Source organism: Nocardioides sp., assembly GCF_031397825.1.
Classification (GTDB): Bacteria; Actinomycetota; Actinomycetes; order Propionibacteriales; family Nocardioidaceae; genus Nocardioides.
Window position 1 is genome coordinate 1 of sequence record NZ_JANNML010000189.1, and the last position, 17013, is coordinate 17013.

Annotated in this window: 17 protein-coding genes; 8 read left to right on the top strand and 9 right to left on the bottom strand. The window is 70.9% G+C overall.

Features of this window, described 5'->3' with window-relative positions:
• Positions 1–179: 179 nt before the first annotated feature.
• The 6 genes from RMN98_RS15990 to RMN98_RS16015 form a co-directional block, all read right to left on the bottom strand.
• Positions 180–1751 (bottom strand): AMP-binding protein, encoded by a 1572-nt coding sequence (locus RMN98_RS15990; RefSeq protein ID WP_309649807.1) that lies wholly within the window; start codon positions 1749–1751, stop codon positions 180–182.
• The gene (locus tag RMN98_RS15995) at positions 1751–2860 is read right to left on the bottom strand and encodes an acyl-CoA dehydrogenase family protein (RefSeq protein WP_309649808.1); all 1110 of its coding nucleotides are present in this window, start codon (positions 2858–2860) and stop codon (positions 1751–1753) included. The genes RMN98_RS15990 and RMN98_RS15995 overlap by 1 nt, the downstream gene beginning before the upstream one ends.
• 20 nt (positions 2861–2880) lie before the next feature.
• Complete coding sequence (locus RMN98_RS16000; protein WP_309649809.1) at positions 2881–4068, bottom strand: acyl-CoA dehydrogenase family protein; 1188 nt, start codon at positions 4066–4068, stop codon at positions 2881–2883.
• A 75-nt stretch (positions 4069–4143) separates the two neighbouring features.
• Complete coding sequence (locus tag RMN98_RS16005) at positions 4144–5067, bottom strand: alpha/beta hydrolase (RefSeq protein WP_309649810.1); 924 nt, start codon at positions 5065–5067, stop codon at positions 4144–4146.
• Entirely contained in the window at positions 5064–5672 is a 609-nt protein-coding gene (locus RMN98_RS16010) for a TetR/AcrR family transcriptional regulator (RefSeq protein ID WP_309649811.1), read from the bottom strand. The genes RMN98_RS16005 and RMN98_RS16010 overlap by 4 nt, the downstream gene beginning before the upstream one ends.
• On the bottom strand, positions 5669–7003 hold the full coding sequence (locus tag RMN98_RS16015) for an NAD(P)-binding domain-containing protein (protein WP_309649812.1): 1335 nt from the start codon (positions 7001–7003) through the stop codon (positions 5669–5671). Before RMN98_RS16015 ends, RMN98_RS16010 begins: the two co-directional genes overlap by 4 nt.
• 127 nt (positions 7004–7130) lie before the next feature.
• Here RMN98_RS16015 and RMN98_RS16020 point away from each other — a divergent pair, with 127 nt between their 5' ends.
• The 5 genes from RMN98_RS16020 to RMN98_RS16040 all read left to right on the top strand — a co-directional run bounded on the left by RMN98_RS16020 (position 7131) and on the right by RMN98_RS16040 (position 11388).
• A complete protein-coding gene (locus RMN98_RS16020) occupies positions 7131–7877 on the top strand; it encodes an SDR family NAD(P)-dependent oxidoreductase (RefSeq protein WP_309649813.1) in 747 nt (248 codons plus the stop codon).
• A complete protein-coding gene (locus tag RMN98_RS16025) occupies positions 7874–8767 on the top strand; it encodes an SDR family oxidoreductase (protein ID WP_309649814.1) in 894 nt (297 codons plus the stop codon). The genes RMN98_RS16020 and RMN98_RS16025 overlap by 4 nt, the downstream gene beginning before the upstream one ends.
• A 65-nt stretch (positions 8768–8832) precedes the next feature.
• Positions 8833–9981, top strand: coding sequence for a Rieske 2Fe-2S domain-containing protein (locus tag RMN98_RS16030; RefSeq protein ID WP_309649815.1), 1149 nt, complete (start codon positions 8833–8835; stop codon positions 9979–9981).
• Positions 9981–10283 (top strand): hypothetical protein, encoded by a 303-nt coding sequence (locus RMN98_RS16035; protein WP_309649816.1) that lies wholly within the window; start codon positions 9981–9983, stop codon positions 10281–10283. Before RMN98_RS16030 ends, RMN98_RS16035 begins: the two co-directional genes overlap by 1 nt.
• 7 nt (positions 10284–10290) lie before the next feature.
• A complete protein-coding gene (locus RMN98_RS16040; protein WP_309649817.1) occupies positions 10291–11388 on the top strand; it encodes a 2Fe-2S iron-sulfur cluster-binding protein in 1098 nt (365 codons plus the stop codon).
• Here RMN98_RS16040 and sigK read toward each other — a convergent pair.
• Positions 11385–11978 (bottom strand): ECF RNA polymerase sigma factor SigK, encoded by a 594-nt coding sequence (sigK, locus tag RMN98_RS16045; protein ID WP_309649818.1) that lies wholly within the window; start codon positions 11976–11978, stop codon positions 11385–11387. The two genes, RMN98_RS16040 and sigK, sit on opposite strands and share 4 nt — an antisense overlap.
• Positions 11979–12082: 104 nt before the next feature.
• On the opposite strand from sigK, the gene RMN98_RS16050 reads away from it, so the two are divergent.
• From RMN98_RS16050 to RMN98_RS16060, 3 genes are all read left to right on the top strand, one after another.
• Positions 12083–12523 (top strand): MarR family transcriptional regulator, encoded by a 441-nt coding sequence (locus tag RMN98_RS16050; RefSeq protein WP_309649819.1) that lies wholly within the window; start codon positions 12083–12085, stop codon positions 12521–12523.
• Between the two features lie 99 nt (positions 12524–12622).
• Positions 12623–14548, top strand: a complete 1926-nt coding sequence (locus RMN98_RS16055; protein WP_309649820.1) for a hypothetical protein — start codon at positions 12623–12625, stop codon at positions 14546–14548.
• Positions 14549–14769: 221 nt separating this feature from the next.
• The gene (locus tag RMN98_RS16060; protein WP_309649821.1) at positions 14770–15471 is read left to right on the top strand and encodes a hypothetical protein; all 702 of its coding nucleotides are present in this window, start codon (positions 14770–14772) and stop codon (positions 15469–15471) included.
• Between the two features lie 23 nt (positions 15472–15494).
• Here RMN98_RS16060 and RMN98_RS16065 read toward each other — a convergent pair whose 3' ends face one another.
• A complete protein-coding gene (locus tag RMN98_RS16065; protein WP_397209845.1) occupies positions 15495–16106 on the bottom strand; it encodes an MBL fold metallo-hydrolase in 612 nt (203 codons plus the stop codon).
• A 65-nt stretch (positions 16107–16171) separates the two neighbouring features.
• Positions 16172–16885: a maleylpyruvate isomerase family mycothiol-dependent enzyme gene (locus RMN98_RS16070; RefSeq protein WP_309649823.1), complete on the bottom strand. Its 714-nt coding sequence runs from the start codon at positions 16883–16885 to the stop codon at positions 16172–16174.
• Positions 16886–17013 lie beyond the last annotated feature (128 nt).

The following is a 17013-nucleotide window of genomic DNA, read 5'->3' on the forward strand; positions in this document are numbered from 1 at the left end:
GCCGAACACCCGTCGAGACCCGGTGGGGTGCCTGCGACCGTCGGCACGTCGGACGGTGGGGTCTCGACGTCTCGTCGCTTGCGCTTCTCGGGCTCGACCCACGACAGCCTTTCGGTGGTCGAGCAGCGAGGAGCGCCGGCGACGAACGCCCGTCGAGACCCGGTGCGGTGACCGCGACCTCACCCCACGACGTACGACGTGCCCCGCGCCGCGCGCGTCCAGACGACGTCGCCGTCGGCCGAGGCGCCCTGCGCGGAGAGCTGCCGCTTGAGGACCTTGTTGGTGGCGGTGCGGGGGAGCGCGTGGACGATCCGGACGAAGCGCGGCCAGGCCTTGGGGGACAGGTCCTCCTGCGCCGCGAGGAAGAGCTCGAGCTCCGCGGGCGAGAGCGGTGCCAGCAGGTCGATCGCCGCCATCACCTGATCACCCACGGACTCGTCGGGGACGGCGTAGACCGCGGCCTCCGAGATGGCCGGGTGACGCAGCAGGATCCGCTCGATCGGAGCGGCGCCGAGGTTCTCCCCGTCGACGCGCAGCCAGTCGGCGGTGCGGCCGGCGAAGTAGACGAAGCCGTCGGCGTCGCGGTAGGCGAGGTCGCCGGACCAGTACATCCCGGCGCGCATCCGCTCGGCCTCGGCGTCGGGGTCCTTGTAGTAGCCCGAGAACGCGCCGGCGCCCTGGGTGTTGACCAGCTCGCCGGTCGCCTCGTCGGCGTTGAGCAGCTCACCGCTGGGTCCGAACACGGCGTCGACCGTCTCCTGCATCGTCTCCGCGTGCAGCACCTTGACCCCGTCGAGCGGCAGGCCGAGGCTGCCGGGCGGCATCTCGGGCACGCGCTGCACGACCACGGCGTTCTCGGTGGAGGAGTAGGAGTCGACCACCACGCACCCGAAGCGCTTGCCGAAGGCCTCGATGTCGCGGTCGTTGGCCTCGTTGCCGAAGACGACCTGGAGCGGGTTGTCGGCGTCGTCGGGCTGCTCGGGCGTGCCCATGACGTAGGTCAACGGCTTGCCGACGTAGTTGGCGTAGGTCGCGCCATAGCGGCGCACGTCGGCCAGGAATCCCGAGGCGCTGAAGCGGGGAGCCAGCGCGATCGTCGTGCCCGACGCGAGCGCCGGGCCCCAGCCGGCCATGATCGCGTTGGAGTGGAACATCGGCATCGACAGGTAGGCCGTGTGCTCCGGTCCCAGGCCGAAACGGTCCGAGAGGAAGAGCCCGGGGAAGGCGATCTTGACCTGCGTGACGTTGACGGCCTTGGGGTTGCCTGACGTCCCCGAGGTGAAGATCAGCATCATCAGCGTCTCCATCCCGACCTCGACGTCGGGCACCGGCGCCCCCGCGTGAGCGGCGAGCAGCCCCGCCCACTGCGCGGAGTCGACCCGCAGCACCGGGACGTCCACGTCCTCGAGCAGCCCGGCGTAGGACGCGTCGGTGACGACGACCTGGCAGTCGGAGCGTCGGACGTCGTCGGCGAGTGCCGGCCCTCGCCGGGTCGTGTTGAGCCCGACGACGACCTGACCGCCGAGGGCCGCCCCCCCGAGCAGGAACGCGAACTCCGGGGTGTTGTCGAGCAGCACGCCGACGTGCGGCGGCGCTTCGCCGCTCAGCAGCGACGCCATCAGCGCCGACCGCACGCAGCTCTCCTGGACCACCTCGTCCCAGGTCCAGGAGTCGTCACCGGAGAGCAGTCCCGGGTGGGTCTCCCCGCGTCGTGCCAGCAGCTGGTTGCGGACCGTGATGTCCTCGCTCATCAGGCCGGCTCGGAGGCCAGGATCTTCCCGATGGCCAGGGCCTGCTCGGTCGCCCCGCCGAAGAGGAACTCGAAGCGCTTGGCCGTCGTGAAGTAGCGGTGCGCCTCCCCGTCGAGGTCGATGCCGACCCCCCCGTGCACGTGCACCGTGGTGTGCGCGAGACGGTGTCCCGCATCGGCCGCCCAGAGCTTGGCCGTGGCCACCTCGACCTCGGCAGGCAGCCCCTCGGCGAGGCGCCAGGCGGCGTGCCAGAGCGTGAGCCGCTGGCCGAGCACGTCGATGTAGCCGTCGGCGAGGCGTTGCGAGACCGCCTGGAAGGTGCCGATCGGGCGCCCGAACTGCTCGCGCACCTTGGCGTACGACGCCGTCAGGGCCAAGGCACCCTGCGTGACGCCGAGCTGCTCGGCGACCGAGCACACGGTGAGCAGCTGGCCGAGACGCTGCGCGGCCTCGCCGTCCGCGGTCCCGAGCAGGTCGGCGGGGGCCGAGGTCAGGTCGACGCGGGCGACGACGTCGCCGTCGCTGGTGCGCTGCTCGACCCGCTCGACGCCCGCAGCGGTGGCGTCCACGAGGAACACCCCGACCCCGTCGGGCGCGGTGGCGGTGACCAGCAGCAGGTCGGCGGACGTGCCGGCCCGGACGATCGCCTTGGAGCCCGACAGGGTCCAGCCGTCACCGTCGACACCAGGAGAGGCGGTCACGGTCGGCCGGAGGGGCAGGTGCGTGCGCTCCTCGGCGACGGCGGCGGTCAGGACGCTGGTGCCGGACGCGGCGCCGGGCAGCCAGGCCGACTGCTGCGCCTCGGTGCCCACCTCCGCGAGCAGCAGTGCGGCGGCGCCGTGGACGGCGAGGGGGACGGGCGCGACCGTGCGGCCGACCTCGACCAGCACGCGGCACAGCTCGACCAGGCCGAGACCCGCCCCACCGTGCTGCTCGGGCACGGCCAGCGAGAGCAGCCCGGCCGAGGCCAGGTCGGCCCAGAGGTCGCGGTCGAAGCGGTCGCCGGCGGCCTCGACCTGCTTGAGGCGGTCGGTGCCGGTCTTGTCGGTGAGGATCTCGGCGGCCAGCGCCGCGGCCTCGTCCTGCTCGGGGGTGAAGGTGAAGTCCATGGTCTGGTCCGTCCTGGTGGTCAGCGCTTGGCGGCGGGCAGGCCGAGGCCGACGTAGCCGATGATGTCGCGCTGGATCTCGTTGGTGCCGCCGCCGAAGGTCATGACGAGGGCGCTGCGGTGGAAGCGCTCCAGGCGCCCGGCGAGCACGGCGCCGTCGGAGGAGCCGGTGATGCCCGCGTTGGGACCCACGACCTCCATGAGGGACCGGTAGACGTCGGTGGCCAGCTCGGAGCCGTAGATCTTGGTGGCCGAGGCCTCGGCGGGGGAGAGCGGGATGCCGGCGTCGGCGTCGGCGGCGAGCTTCCAGTTGATCAGGGTGAGCATCTCGATCCGGGCGTGCGCGCGGCCGAGGGCGATCTGCACCCACTCGGTGTCGATGACCCGCTGGCCGTCGGGGTTCTTGGTCTGCTGCGCCCACTCGCGCACCAGCTTGAGCGACTGGGTCAGGGGGGCCGACGACGTGAGCGCCACGCGCTCGGCGTTGAGCTGGTCGGTCATCAGCGACCAGCCGCCGTTGAGGTCGCCGACCAGGTTGCCGACCGGGACGCGGACGTCCTCGTAGTAGGTCGCGCTGGTGCTCACGCCCGCGACGGTGTGCACCGGCGTGTAGGAGAAGCCCTCGGCCCCCGCCGGCACCATGATCATCGACAGGCCCTTGTGGCGGGGCAGGTCGGCGTCGGTGCGGCAGGCCAGCCAGATCCAGTCGGCGTACTGGATCAGCGAGGTCCACATCTTCTGCCCGTTGATGACCCACTCGTCGCCCTCGCGCACGGCGCGGGTCTTGAGCGAGGCCAGGTCGGTGCCCGAGGCGGGCTCGGAGTAGCCGATCGAGAAGTGCAGCTCACCGGCGAGGATCTGGGGGAGGAAGAACTCCTTCTGCTCCTCGGTGCCGTAGCGCATGATCGTGGGCCCGACGGTGTTGAGCGTCAGGTAGGGGATGGGCACGCCGAAGTCGGCGGCCACGTCGGTGAAGATCAGCTGCTCGATCATCGAGCGGGCCTGGCCGCCGTACTCCTTGGGCCAGCCGATGCCGAGCCAGCCGTCGGTGCCGAGCTGGCGGATGACCTCCTTGTAGACCCCGGCCTCGCCGAACTCCCCGGTTGCCGATGCCAGCCCGGCGCGCCGCTCGGGCGTCACCAGCGCCGCGAAGTACTCCTGGAGCTCTTCCTTGAGCTGGACGTGCTCGGGGTTCAGTGCGACGTGCATCGGTCTTCTCCTCGCCGGGCGGTCGGTGGCCCCATGACCACATCGCCAAAACTATAACGTGTTCTAGGTTTGCTGTCAGGAGGCGCCGAGGTGCCGTTGCAGGAAGCGCACCTGGTGCTCGACCACCGCGTCGAACCAGTGCTTGCCGGGCCACACATCGAAGTGGTCGCACGGGTAGTGGCGCACCTCGGCCCGAGCCTTGAACGCGGCCTTCATGGCGGCGTGCGGGGGAGCGCTGCGGTCGAAGTCCGCGACCTGCACGAGCATCGGGCAGGTCACCTGGGCCGCCAGCCTGCCGGGGCGGTGCCCGCCGAGCTCCAGCCCGACGGCCGCGTCGACCTCGTTGACCCACGTGGGTCCGGCGATCGCGACGTAGTCCTCGTAGAGCCCGTCCAGGGTGAGCGCGGCAGTCTCGCCGGGCCGACCGACCACCGGCATGGTGACCGGCGCCCTCCCGCGTCCTGCCGCGACCTTGCTGCGCACGCCGGCGGCCGTGGAGCGCAGGAGGGCCGACGGCGTGTGGGACCTGAGCGCGTGACGCCCCGCCGCGACCCCGTCCACGAGGGGCGTGAGCGACACGACGGCGGCTACGTCGTCGCGACCGGCGCCGGCGGCGATGACGTGCCCCCCGGCGAGCGACACGCCCCAGAGCACGATCCGCGCGGGGTCGACGCCCGGGAGGCCGGCCGCCGCGGTCATGGCGGCTCGGTAGTCGGCGAGCTGGCCCTCCATCGAGACCCGCTGACGCGGGGAGCCCTCGCTCGCGCCGAAGCCGCGGTAGTCGAAGGCCAGCACGTCGAGACCGGCGTCGGCGAGACGCCGTGCGAAGGGCTCCAGGCCGGAGTCCTTCGTGCCCGCGAGCCCGTGGGCCATGACGACGACGGGCCGCCCGGCCGGCGAGGCGAAGGCGTCGCCCACCCCACCCACCTGAGCGGGGAAGTGCCAGGCGTCGCACGCCGTTCCCTGGGAGTCGAAGCGGACAGTGGTGTGGACGCTCATGGCGTGGTCCTTCCGTAGATGGTGCGGAGCCAGATCTCGACGACCGCCTCCTGGATCTGGGGACGCGTGAGCGCGCCACCCAGGGCGAGCCGTTCGAGCATCCGATCGTTGAGGTCGAGCAGGACGGCCGCGATGCTCGTGGCGTCGACGCCGTCCGGGGCCCTGCCCTCGGCACGCTCGGCCTCGATCATCGCCGCGACGGGGGCGATGAAGGAGTGCCGGTCGTTGTCCCACAGCTCGCGGACCGCGGGACTGGTCGCCTTGGCGTCGAGCATCGCCCGGAAGACGTGCTGGTGGCTCTCCCAGGCGTCGAAGAGCCCGCTGATCGTGGCCGCGATGTTGTCCTGGGGGGTCGCGTCGCCCGAGAGCTCACCGGTGGCGGCGAACGCCGCGTCGTACATCTCCTCCATGAGGGCCGCGACCGCAGCCTGCTTGTTCTCGAAGTAGAAGTAGAACGCCGACCGGGTCACCCCGGCCCGACGCGAGATCTCGGCGATGTTGATGGAGTCGAGGCTGCCCTCGTCGAGGCTCTGCTCGCGCAGGATCTCGTCGAGCGACTCCAGCAGGGCGGTCCGGCGCGCATCCCCACGCTGCGCGGTGGTCACCTGTGCACCCGGGCCCGCTCGAGGCCGGCCGGGATCTCCTTGGTGCGCATGTCGTGCTCGTAGAGGAAGTAGTCGACCTGCTGGGTGTGCCGCGGCCGGTCGAGGACGTGGCCGGTGTACTTCTGCTGGTCGGCGACGATCACCCGCTCCATCTCGTCCCGTGAGGGCAGCCGGTAGCGCCCCGCGGCGTAGGCGCCGAGCAGTCGTGCCTGGGACTCCACGAAGGGGAAGAGCGTGGGCGTGGCCTGGGCGAAGCCCATGAAGACCAGGTCGTCGACGCCGGGCTTGAACATCCGCTTGAAGAGCGGGATCGCGTTGTCGGGCGCGCTGATGAAGTCGGGGTCGAAGAACGGGAAGGTGATGTTGTAGCCCGTGGCGTAGACGATGATGTCGAAGTCGCTGCTGGTGCCGTCCTCGAAGTGGACGGTCTCCCCGTCGAGCCGCTCGACGTTGCCCTTCGGCGTGATGTCGCCGGACCCGAGCCGCAGTGGCAGCTCCACCGACTGCGTCGGGTGTGCCTCGAAGAACTTGTGGTTGGGCTTGGGCAGGCCGTAGAGCTCGGGGTTGGACCCGGCCATGAACTGCATCTTCTGGAGGAACTTCCGCTGCCAGGCCAGCGGGAGGTACGGCGTCGTCACGTAGTACTTGTCGGCCGGCAGCCCGCCGGTGTACTTCGGGACGATCCAGGCGCTCGAGCGCGTCGAGAGGGTCACCTCGTTCTGCAGGGCCTTGCTCGAGAGCTCGACGGCGATGTCGGCCGCGCTGTTGCCCAGTCCCACGACCAGGATCCGCTTCTGCTTGAAGTCCAACGGGTCGGAGGGGTCGATGTAGTGGTGGGAGTGGATCGACTCGCCGGTGAACTCGCCGGGGAAGTCGGCCATCCGCGGATCCCAGTGGTGCCCGTTGGCCACGACCAGCAGGTCGAAGTGCCGGGTCGCACCGGCCTGGTCGAGGATCTCCCAGCCGCCGTCCGGCAGTCGCGTCGCGCTGGTCACGCCGTTGCGGAACTCGATGCGCTCCTTGAGGTCGAACGCCTCGGCGTACGACTCCAGGTAGGCCTTGATCTGGGTGTGGTGCGGGAAGTCGGGATAGTCGGCCGGCATCGGGAAGTCCTTGAAGGACAGCCGGTGCTTGGAGGTGTCGATGTGCAGCGAGCGGTAGGCGCTGCTGTGCCCGTTGGGGTTGCCGAAGGCCCAGTTGCCGCCGATGCGGTCGGAGCTCTCGAAGCAGGTGTAGTCGATGCCGTAGTCGCCGAGCATCTTGCCGGAGGTGAGGCCGCTGATGCCGGCGCCGATCACGGCGGTGGTGGGGCTGGACGCGAGTCCGGGCATGGAGACGCCTTTCGGGGGCTGCGACGGCGCGGAGGTCCTGGACCCCTTGCCATGACGGGTGACGCACGGCACGCTAGGCCCACATTTGACACGCGTCAACTATCTGCGGTCTGCCGGGGAGGCACCCATGGACGTCCCACTCGACCCTCTCGACCAGCCGAGCCGCGTCGCCCTCGTGATCGGCGGTGCCTCCGGCATCGGCGCCGCGATCGCGGTGGCTCTGGACCACGACGGGTGCACGGTCGTGGTCGGCGACCTGGCGACGAGTCCTCCGGTGGACGTCACCGACGAGGCGTCGGTGGAGGCCCTGCTGGCCGGTGTCGTGACCGAGCACGGCCGCGTCGACGTGGTGGTCAACAGCGCCGGCGTCAGCACGCTGGGGCTGCTCACCGAGCTCGACGTGGCGGAGTTCCGCCGTGTCGTCGACGTCAACCTGACCGGTGCCTTCCTGGTGCTCAAGCACGCGGGGCGGGTCGTCGCCGACGGGGGAGCGATCATCTCGTTGACCTCGCTCAACGCCCGCCAGCCCGGCACCGGCATGGGCGCCTACTGCGCGGCCAAGGCGGGGCTGGCGATGCTCACGGAGGTCGCCGCCCTCGAGCTCGGCGCCCGCGGGGTGCGGGTCAACGCGATCTCCCCGGGGCTCGTGATCACCCCGCTGACCGCGCCGGCGATGGACATCGCCGGCATCGAGGACGACTACCTCGACAACACGCCCCTGGGCCGCGCCGGTCTGCCGGAGGAGGTCGCCGAGGCGGCGGTCTACCTCGCCAAGGCGCAGTGGCTCACCGGTGAGGTGCTCGACCTCAACGGGGGAGCGCACCTGCGGCGCTACCCCGACATCCACGGCCACGTGGTGAAGGCGTTCGGGTGAGCGGCCCCAGGCTCGACCTCGCCGGCAGGCAGGCGATCGTGACCGGTGGCGGCTCCGGGATCGGTGCCGCGCTGTGCCAGGCGCTCGTCGCGGCCGGTGCCCACGTCGTCGTCGCCGATCTCGACGGCGCCGCCGCACGTCGTACGACGGAGCGCGTCGTGGGTCCCGGCAGCGCCAGCGCCGTCGTGCTCGACGTGACCGACGCCGCGGCCGTGCAGGCGGTCGTCGACGAGGTGGTGGGCCGCGCCGGACGTCTCGACCTGATGTTCAACAACGCGGGGATCACGCTGGGCGGCGAGACGGAGGAGCTGACCCTCGAGCACTGGGACTCGATCATCGACGTCAACATCCGCGGGGTCGTGCACGGCGTCGCTGCCGCCTACCCGCTGATGGTCCGGCAGGGCGCCGGGGGCGGCTTCGGCGGTCACATCGTCAACACCGCCTCCATGGGCGGGCTGATGGCCGCGGGTCTGCTGACGAGCTATGTCATGACCAAGCACGCGGTCGTCGGTCTCTCGCTGGCGCTGCGCTCCGAGGCGGCCGCCAAGGGTGTCGGCGTCACGGTCGTGTGCCCGTCGGCGGTCGACACCCCGATCCTCGACAAGGGAGCGATCGGTCGCTTCCACGGCCGCGACTACTTCCTCAAGGGGCAGGGCGTGCGCCGTCCGCACGACCCGGCCCGGCTGGCCGACGAGGTCCTCGAGGCCGTGGTCACGGGGCGCGCGATGCTCGTGGCGCCGCGCAGCGCACGGGTCACCTGGCTGGTCGGCAGGCTCGCACCCCGCTTCACCCAGCGGATGTCGATCGGCTTCGTGGCCAAGCAGCGTGCGATGCAGGCCGCCCGCGCCGAGGAGGCGGCCAGGCTGGCCTCCGGCTCGCAAAAACTATAACCTGTTCTTGTTTTGCAGGACACGACCCGAGCACGACCACGGCCGACCACTGGGAGAGGCACACCATGAGCGACACCCGGTTCCTCGACAAGGGCGCACCGCCCGAGCGTTTCGCGCGCGGCTGGCACTGCCTGGGCCTGGCCCGGGACTTCGCCGACGGCAAGCCCCACGGCATCGACGGCTTCGGCGGCAAGCTCGTGGTCTGGCAGGACACGCAGGGCAACCTCAACGTGCTCGACGGCTACTGCCGTCACATGGGTGGCGACCTCACCCAGGGCACGGTCAAGGGTGACGAGATCGCGTGCCCGTTCCACGACTGGCGCTGGGGCGGCGACGGCAAGTGCAAGGCGATCCCCTACGCCCGCCGGGTCCCGCTGCGGGCCCGCACCCAGAAGTACCCCGCGGTCGTCCGCAACGGCCAGCTCATGGTCTGGCACGACGTCGAGGGCTCCGAGCCCGACCACGACATCCTGCCTCCCGAGCTGCCCGGGGTCGGCACGGACGCCTACACCGACTGGACCTGGGAGGTCCTCGACGTCCCCACCGCGCACTGCCGCGAGATCATCGACAACGTCGTGGACATGGCGCACTTCTTCTACATCCACTTCGCCTTCCCGACGAACTTCCGCAACGTCTTCGAGGGCCACGTCGCCACCCAGTTCATGGAGTCGACGGGCCGCCCCGACATGGACGGCGCGGGCTACGGCGACGAGGGGCTGGTGCTCAAGTCGGAGGCCAGCTACTTCGGGCCGTCGTACATGATCAACTGGCTGCACGTGGACTACAAGGGCTTCGAGACCGAGGTCATCCTCATCAACTGCCACGTGCCGACCGGGCCCAACTCGTTCAAGCTCCAGTACGCCCTGTGCGTCAAGAAGCCCGAGGGCGTGGACGACGCGACCGCCGACTACATCGGCAAGCGCTACTCCGAGACCTTCAAGGAGGGCTTCGAGCAGGACGTGCACATCTGGCTCAACAAGGCGCCCGTGCAGAACCCGCTCCTGTGCGAGGAGGACGGTCCGGTCTACCAGCTGCGCCGGTGGTACGAGCAGTTCTACGTCGACAAGGCCGACGTGACGCCCGAGATGACCGATCGGTTCGAGTTCGAGGTCGACACGACCAAGGCCAACGAGTACTGGCGCGAGGAGGTCGCGGCGAACCTCGCGAAGAAGGCCGAGGAAGACGCGGCGACCCCCGAGACCGCCGACGCCTGATGGCGAGCTTCGTCCCCACCAGCGCCGACACGCTGGAGGACCAGCGTCGCTACACCCAGGCCCGGCTGACCGAGGTCGCCTGCCTGGACTGCCTGGCCAGCGTCGGGGTCAAGAAGAACAGCGAGCACCACACCTCGATCCAGTGGAACGCCGCAGCACTGGAAGCGTGCCCGGAGTTCGCCAGGCGGGACGCGTCACCGAGCGGGCGTGAGATCCACCAGGGTTGTCCTCGCCTGGTCGCCAGCATCGACGCCGCGGTGCGCGAGGGCCACATCCACATCGGCGCTGAGGACGGTTACTGAACCACCCATGGACACCGCATCCTTCGAGCTCACGGTCAGCGAGGTCGTCGAGGAGACGGCCGACGCGCACTCGATCACCTTCGCGGTGCCCGAGGACCACGCCGAGCTCTTCGACTTCAAGCCCGGCCAGTTCCTCACCGTCGCCGTCCCGAGCGACCAGACCGGCGTGGCGGCGCGCTGCTACTCGCTGTCCAGCAGCCCGCTGACCCGGGGCGACGGGCTCACGATCACCGTCAAGCGGACCGCCGAGGGCTACGCCTCCAACTGGATCTGCGACCACCTGCGCCAGGGCGACACCATGCGCGTGCTGCCGCCGAGCGGCATCTTCACCCCGGCGTCCCTCGACGCCGACCTGCTGCTCCTCGCCGGCGGGAGCGGCATCACGCCGATCCTCTCCATCACGCGCACGGCGCTGGCGCAGGGGAGCGGTCGCGTCGTCGTCTTCTACGCCAACCGCGACGAGCGCTCGGTGATCTTCGCCGGCGAGCTCACCCGGCTCGCCGCCGAGCACCCCGACCGCCTCCAGGTGGTCCACTGGCTCGAGTCCGTCCAGGGCCTGCCCACCGGCGAGCAGATGAAGGCCTTCGTGGCCCACTACCCGTCCCACGACGCCTTCGTCTGCGGGCCTGCACCGTTCATGAAGATGACGACCACGGCGCTCAAGGAGCTGGAGGTGCCGCGCGAGCGTCGCCACCAGGAGAAGTTCGTCTCGCTCGGGGGCAACCCCTTCGGCGACCTGCACGACGTGGAGGTCGCCGAGTCCGAGATCGCGGCCGCCGAGTCCGACGAGCAGGACGCCGCCGCCGACGCGGCAGCCGCCTCGCGGGCGCCCGTCCGGCTCGAGGTGGAGCTCGACGGCGAGCAACACTCCTTCGACGACTGGGACCCGGGCACGACGATGCTCGACCACCTCGAGGCCCAGGGCGTCAAGGCGCCCTTCTCCTGCCGCGAGGGGGAGTGCTCGGCCTGCGCCGTCCGGCTCCTGGAGGGCGAGGTCAAGCTCCTGCACAACGACGTGCTCGACGCCGAGGACCTCGCCGAGGGCATCCGGCTGGCCTGCCAGGCGGTGCCGGTCACCGACACCGTCAAGGTCACCTACAGCTAAGCCAGCTCGGCGGCGCTGACCGCCAGCAGGTCTCGCAGCTGCAGCATCCCGTCCCGGATGCGGGTCTTGGCGGTGCCCAGCGGGATCTGCAGGAGTCTCGACACCTCCACGTGGGTGTGCCCGCCGAAGTAGGCCAGCTCGATGGCCTGGCGCTGCGCGCCCGACAGGGTCGCGAGGGCGGCGTGCACCCGCTCGCCCTCCAGCGTCGCGTGGACGGCTGTCGCCGTCTCGTCGTACGGCGCCCGGACGTCGAGCTCCACGTGCTCGGTGTCACGGCGACGCACCGACTCGCTGGAGCGCACCCGGTCCACGGCCCGACGGTGCGCCAGGGTCATGACCCAGGTCATGGCCGAGCCGCGGGACGGGTCGAACTGCGCGGCGGTCTGCCACACCTGGAGGAACGCCTCCTGGGTCACCTCCTCGGCCTGGTGCGCGTCGCGCAGGATCCGCAGGGTGACGCCGTGGACGCGGGGGGCCAGCTCGTCGTAGAGCGTGGCGAACGAGTCCTGGTCGCCGCGGCCGGAGGCCAGGAGCAGGTCCGTCAGTGAGCACGAGTGCTCCATGGTCGGTCCTCGGGAGCGTCGCGCCACGGGGCTCATCCTCCTGGTCAACGTGCGGTCGAACCCCATGCGCCAGGTGCGTGTGGACACGTGACTTGTGCACAAGATAGCGCACTGCGTGCCAAGATGAGGACATGGCAGACCCGGACACCCCGCCCCTGGCGGACCAGCTCTGCTTCGACCTCTATGCCGCCTCGCGGGCCGTGACCGGCGCCTACCGGCCGGTCCTGCAGGAGCTCGGCCTGACCTACCCGCAGTACCTCGTGATGCTCGTCCTGTGGGAGCGAGGCACCTGCACCGTCCGGGAGCTGGCCGACGCGCTGATGCTCGACCACGGCACGCTCACCCCGCTCCTGCGCCGGATGGAGGGCAACGGCCTCGTGGCGCGTCGCCGCGCCGTCGGCGACGAGCGGTTCGTCGAGGTCTCGGCGACGGCGGCGGGGGACGCGATGCGGGTGCACGCCACGCGGATCCACTGCGGGATGAAGGACGTGCTGGGGCTCGGGGAGGCCGAGTTCGTGGCGCTCCAGGAGACCCTGCGGCTGCTCACCTCGCGGGTGACGACCCAGGCCTGACATAACTACAGGCCTGTAGTTCACCCGGAATGGTTGTGTGACTGGTGTGACTGGTGTGAACTAACGCCGCTGCCCTCACCCACCTGAAGGAGAACCACCGTGGCTTCCCCCACGGCTTCCCGCCTCCTGTCGTCGCTCCTGGGTCTCCTGCTGCCCACCGCGCTGGCCGTGACGCTGCTCGCCGCCCCCTCCTCGGTCACGACCGACGCACCGCCTCCCGCGACGCCGTCCACCGGCCTGCGTCCAGCCGCCCAGGCGCTGGCCTCGCCGACGTACCAGACCTTCACGATCAACATCAAGCACGACCTCAACAGGACCAAGGCGCTCGCGGACATGAGGCGCGCCCTGACCCTCGGTGACGCGGGCGGCATGCAGGAGATGTCCGACGCGGAGGACCGCGAGTCCCTCATCGCGCTCTGCAAGGCCGAGGACTGGGGCTGGTACATGCCCAACGACGGCGGTGTCGCCATCCCGATCGTGTGGAACCGCGACCGCTTCCGGCTGATCGACGGCCACACCGTCAAGGTGCACGGCCCGCAGAACGGCGTGACGCCGAGCCGCTACATCAACGTGGTGCGGCTGCGCGAGATCGCAACCGGCAAGGTGTTCGGCTACATCAACACCCACGTCATCTCCGGCGCCTCGCGCGACGCGCAGCTGTCCAACATGCAGCGGATCCCGCGCCTGCGCCTGCACCTCAAGATGCTGCGCCAGGAGATCCAGGCGCTCTTCAACCACACCGAGCACGTCTTCATCAGCGGCGACCTCAACGTCAACTACCTCGCCGACAGGCGTCGGCAGAACCCCGGCCTGCCAACCGACCGTCTCGGCGACCTGGTCAACTTCGACATGCCGCTCACCGGCTCGTTCAACCCCACGTCGCTGCTCGACTACGGCATGTCGGTCAAGCGCAACGGCGGCTTGGTCAAGACCGACGCGAGCATCGTCAAGGGCTTCAACTCCGACCACTGGGCGATCCGGTTCACCTACCGGGCCATCGACCTCTTCGAGACCGGTCCGCTGTTCAACGCCCCGGCGGGTGACCTGCTGGACCGCCGCCGGAGCCTCGACCGCACCGTGCGCGCCGTCCAGGACGCCGAGACCGGTGACCTGGTCCGCGTGGCCACCAGCCGCCTGGACGACCCGGACCTGCTGGGCGCGCTGACGTCGGCGTACGCCGAGGGTGCGGCCGTCCAGGTCGTCGTCGGGGCCGGCACGCCCACGGCGGCGGAGCAGCAGCTCGAGACCGCCCTGGGCATCGACCAGACGCAGCCGTCCTGGCTGCGTCGCTGCGTCGGCAGCTGCCTGGGCGGAACCGGGCGGCAGGAGGCCAACTTCGTCCTGGTCAGCCGCGCAGGTGGGACCACCGAGCTGGCGATGATCTCGTCGGCTGCCTTCGAGGCCGGCAGCACCAGCCGCTCCACCGACGTCTTCCGTTCCTCCTCCGCCGCGGTCTACGCGACTTATGGCGCGGTCTTCTCGCGGATGTCGCTCGACACCACCGACACCTCCAAGGTGCGCACCGTCGAGATGGGCACGGGCTACACCGCCCAGCTCTACCCGGTCCCGGCCCTGCCGTTCCGCGACCCCGTCCTCAAGGCCCTCAAGCCCGTCGGGTGCACCGAGGCCAGCGGCCTGCGCACCGACGACGGTCGCACCGACATCCGCGTCGCCGTCCAGGCGTGGTCCGGCGTGCGCGGCCAGCGGGTGGCCACCCGGCTCGCGGCGTTGAGGCGCAAGGGCTGCGACGTCGTGGTGGTCGTGGGGCCCCACGTCCGCAAGGGCATCCGCACGGTGCTCGCCGACGGGGGAGTACCGGTGCGCACGTCGGCCGTGGGCCAGAACCTGCTGGTCATCGACGGCCGCCACGCCGGCACGGCGGGCGCCCACCTGGCCTACACGGGCGGGCCGGGCTGGACCGACCTGGGCGTCGGGAGCGACGGCGTCACGCTGGTCGCGTCCTACGCCGACGCGGTGAGCGACTACCTCGACGGGTGGTCACGCACCTGGCAGCGCGGTGCCTGAGAGCCCTCTCAACCACACCATTCGGCCACAAAATCCACAGAACGGTAACAATTCGGGACCCCAAACCCTGGTCTAGAACAGAAAATCAACTTCTCGGTAACGCGTGACGTATGCCCCTCCGGACAGGTTCACTGGGTCAAGACAGCATTTCCGAGGTCGTGATCGTCCCCCCCAACTGGGCACCCGCCCAGGCAGGCGATCACATCGCGGGAGGAGGGGTCATGACCATCATCATCACCATCACGTGCCTGGCCGCACTCACCATCGGTCTCGCCGTGACGGCGTCGGCACCGGCGTCGAAGCGCAGCCGGTCGCGCGACCTCGGTCGCCGGATGCGGCACGTGTCGCGTCACCCCCAGCAGGTCAACTCCGGTGACATCCTGCGTCTACTCATCGCCGAGGGCGTCTCCTCCGACGAGGCCTCCCTGGTCGTCGAGAAGGCTGCTGCCCGGGGCATCAAGCCCTTCACGATGCTGCTGTGGATCCAGCAGTACGACGCCGGCACCCTGTCGGTCGTCGTCGCTGCCGACCTCGGCCACCACGACCTGCTCGAGCACCTGGCCAACCACACCGTGCCCGACCTGCGCGAGCTGGCGCTCTTCGCCTCGCTCAGCGGCCTCCCGGTCGCGGCCCAGGCCATGCGCACCCCCGTCGGCGTGACCGTCGTCCGTGCTCCCTCCGTCACGCTGACCGGCCGCCGGCCCTCCACGGCGGCCGCCCCCCTGCCGGCGATCTTCGAGCCCGGAGCCTGGCCGAAGTTCGAGGACCTCATCGGCGAGGAGCTGCTGGCCGGGGACGTGCTCCCCGAGGACCTGCTGGCCTGGGACGTCCCGGGTGCCGACGTGATCGAGCCGACCGACTGGCACATGGCCGAGCTCGACGTCGACGTCGACGACGACGAGAACGGCGACCTCGCGGCCTGAGCTGCACCAGGTCCGGACCTGGGCTACCAGCCGCGCTCGCGCCACTCCGCGAGGTGGGGCCGCTCGGCGCCGAGCACCGAGTCGCCCCCGTGACCGGGGTAGAACCAGGTGTCGTCGGGCAGCGTGCCGAAGACCTTCGTCTCCACCTCGCCCACCAGCTGGACGAAGGCGTCGGCGTCGCCGAAGGTGTTGCCGACGCCGCCCGGGAACAGCGAGTCACCGGTGAAGAGGTGCGGGTGGCCCTCGGGATCGCGGTAGACCAGCGCGATCGAGCCGGGCGTGTGCCCCGCGATCGCGATCACCTCGAGGGTGCAGTCGCCCACGGCGACCGTGTCGCCGTCGCCGACCGTGCGCGTCACCGGCACCCCGGTCTGCTCGGTGATGGCCGCCGCGTCGGGCGTGCCGGCGACCACCTCGGCGCCCGTCGCCTTCACCACCGCGTCGAGAGCCCGGTGGTGGTCCCAGTGCTGATGCGTGGTGACGACGGTGGTCAGCCCGGCGTCCCCGACCAGCGGGAGCAGCGTCTCAGGCGCCGCGGCCGCGTCGATGAGCACCTGCTCGCCGTTGGTGCGGCAGCGCAGGAGGTAGCAGTTGTTGGACATCTGCTCGTCGACGGCCACCTTGGTGATCGTCATGTGCGCGAGCTCGCGCACCTGGGCGCCGCCGCCGACCGTCACGTCTCCGGTGTAGCTCGTGTCGTTCACCAGGTCTCCATCCTCGGCAGTGTGCCGTCGCTGCTCGTCAGTCCGTCGCCGGTGCCGCGTCCGGTCAGCCACCATCCCAGGTCGGCGATGGTGCCCGTGACGACCGGGCCGGCGCTACGGGCACCAGCCTGCCAGGTGCGGTCGAGGTCCGTCGGTGCGACCGCGAACGACGCCTCCACCCCGGGCCGGTCCAGCAAGGAGGCCACGAGGAACGCCGCGAAGTCGAGCGGCCAGTCGGCACGCGTGTATCCCGAGGCCAGGTCGGCGTGGTGGATCTCCACCTCGCGCAGCCGCATGCCGGTGACGGCACGGACGGGGAACGTGCGGTCGCTGCCACGGGTGCGTTCCACCACGGCCCCGAGCCGGTCGCCCGGCACGAGGCCGAGCGCGTCGACGAGGGAGGTGGTGCCACCCAGCAGCCGAGCGCGCAGCTCCTGCGGTGCGGCCGACCCCAGCTCGGCGATGTCAGCGTCCCGCCGCTCCTGCGAGGCATACATCGGGGGCACGTCGCCCTGGGCGACCCCGAGCAGCACGGCGGCGAGCGCCTCGCCGTTCAGCGCCAGGTGGGCGACCACGTGGCCCCGCGTCCAGCCGGGCAGGGCGGAGGGCTCGGCGTACGCCTCGTCGGGGAGGGCGTCGACCGTGCGGACGAGGCGCCGGTCGGCGGACGTGAGCTGCTCCAGGAGGGTGGGACCGGTGGTGTCGTCCATGTCACCCATCCTCACCCAGGGGCGACCCGTGGGGGTGTGACGCAGCGGTCATGCTCGTGAAATCGTGGCGGTTGGGGTCGCGTGAGAGTCTGGTGCGTCGGCGCGCCAGGCTTGCGCCCACGCGCTGC

Excerpts from the sequence above, each read along its gene's own strand:
- RMN98_RS15990 (WP_309649807.1), bottom strand. The coding sequence starts at position 1,751 with ATGAGCGAGGACATCACGGTCCGCAACCAGCTGCTGGCACGACGCGGG.
- RMN98_RS15995 (WP_309649808.1), bottom strand. The coding sequence starts at position 2,860 with ATGGACTTCACCTTCACCCCCGAGCAGGACGAGGCCGCGGCGCTGGCC.
- RMN98_RS16000 (WP_309649809.1), bottom strand. The coding sequence starts at position 4,068 with ATGCACGTCGCACTGAACCCCGAGCACGTCCAGCTCAAGGAAGAGCTC.
- RMN98_RS16005 (WP_309649810.1), bottom strand. The coding sequence starts at position 5,067 with ATGAGCGTCCACACCACTGTCCGCTTCGACTCCCAGGGAACGGCGTGC.
- RMN98_RS16015 (WP_309649812.1), bottom strand. The coding sequence starts at position 7,003 with ATGCCCGGACTCGCGTCCAGCCCCACCACCGCCGTGATCGGCGCCGGC.
- RMN98_RS16020 (WP_309649813.1), top strand. The coding sequence starts at position 7,131 with ATGGACGTCCCACTCGACCCTCTCGACCAGCCGAGCCGCGTCGCCCTC.
- RMN98_RS16030 (WP_309649815.1), top strand. The coding sequence starts at position 8,833 with ATGAGCGACACCCGGTTCCTCGACAAGGGCGCACCGCCCGAGCGTTTC.
- RMN98_RS16035 (WP_309649816.1), top strand. The coding sequence starts at position 9,981 with ATGGCGAGCTTCGTCCCCACCAGCGCCGACACGCTGGAGGACCAGCGT.
- RMN98_RS16040 (WP_309649817.1), top strand. The coding sequence starts at position 10,291 with ATGGACACCGCATCCTTCGAGCTCACGGTCAGCGAGGTCGTCGAGGAG.
- RMN98_RS16050 (WP_309649819.1), top strand. The coding sequence starts at position 12,083 with ATGGCAGACCCGGACACCCCGCCCCTGGCGGACCAGCTCTGCTTCGAC.
- RMN98_RS16060 (WP_309649821.1), top strand. The coding sequence starts at position 14,770 with ATGACCATCATCATCACCATCACGTGCCTGGCCGCACTCACCATCGGT.
- RMN98_RS16065 (WP_397209845.1), bottom strand. The coding sequence starts at position 16,106 with ATGACGATCACCAAGGTGGCCGTCGACGAGCAGATGTCCAACAACTGC.
- RMN98_RS16070 (WP_309649823.1), bottom strand. The coding sequence starts at position 16,885 with ATGGACGACACCACCGGTCCCACCCTCCTGGAGCAGCTCACGTCCGCC.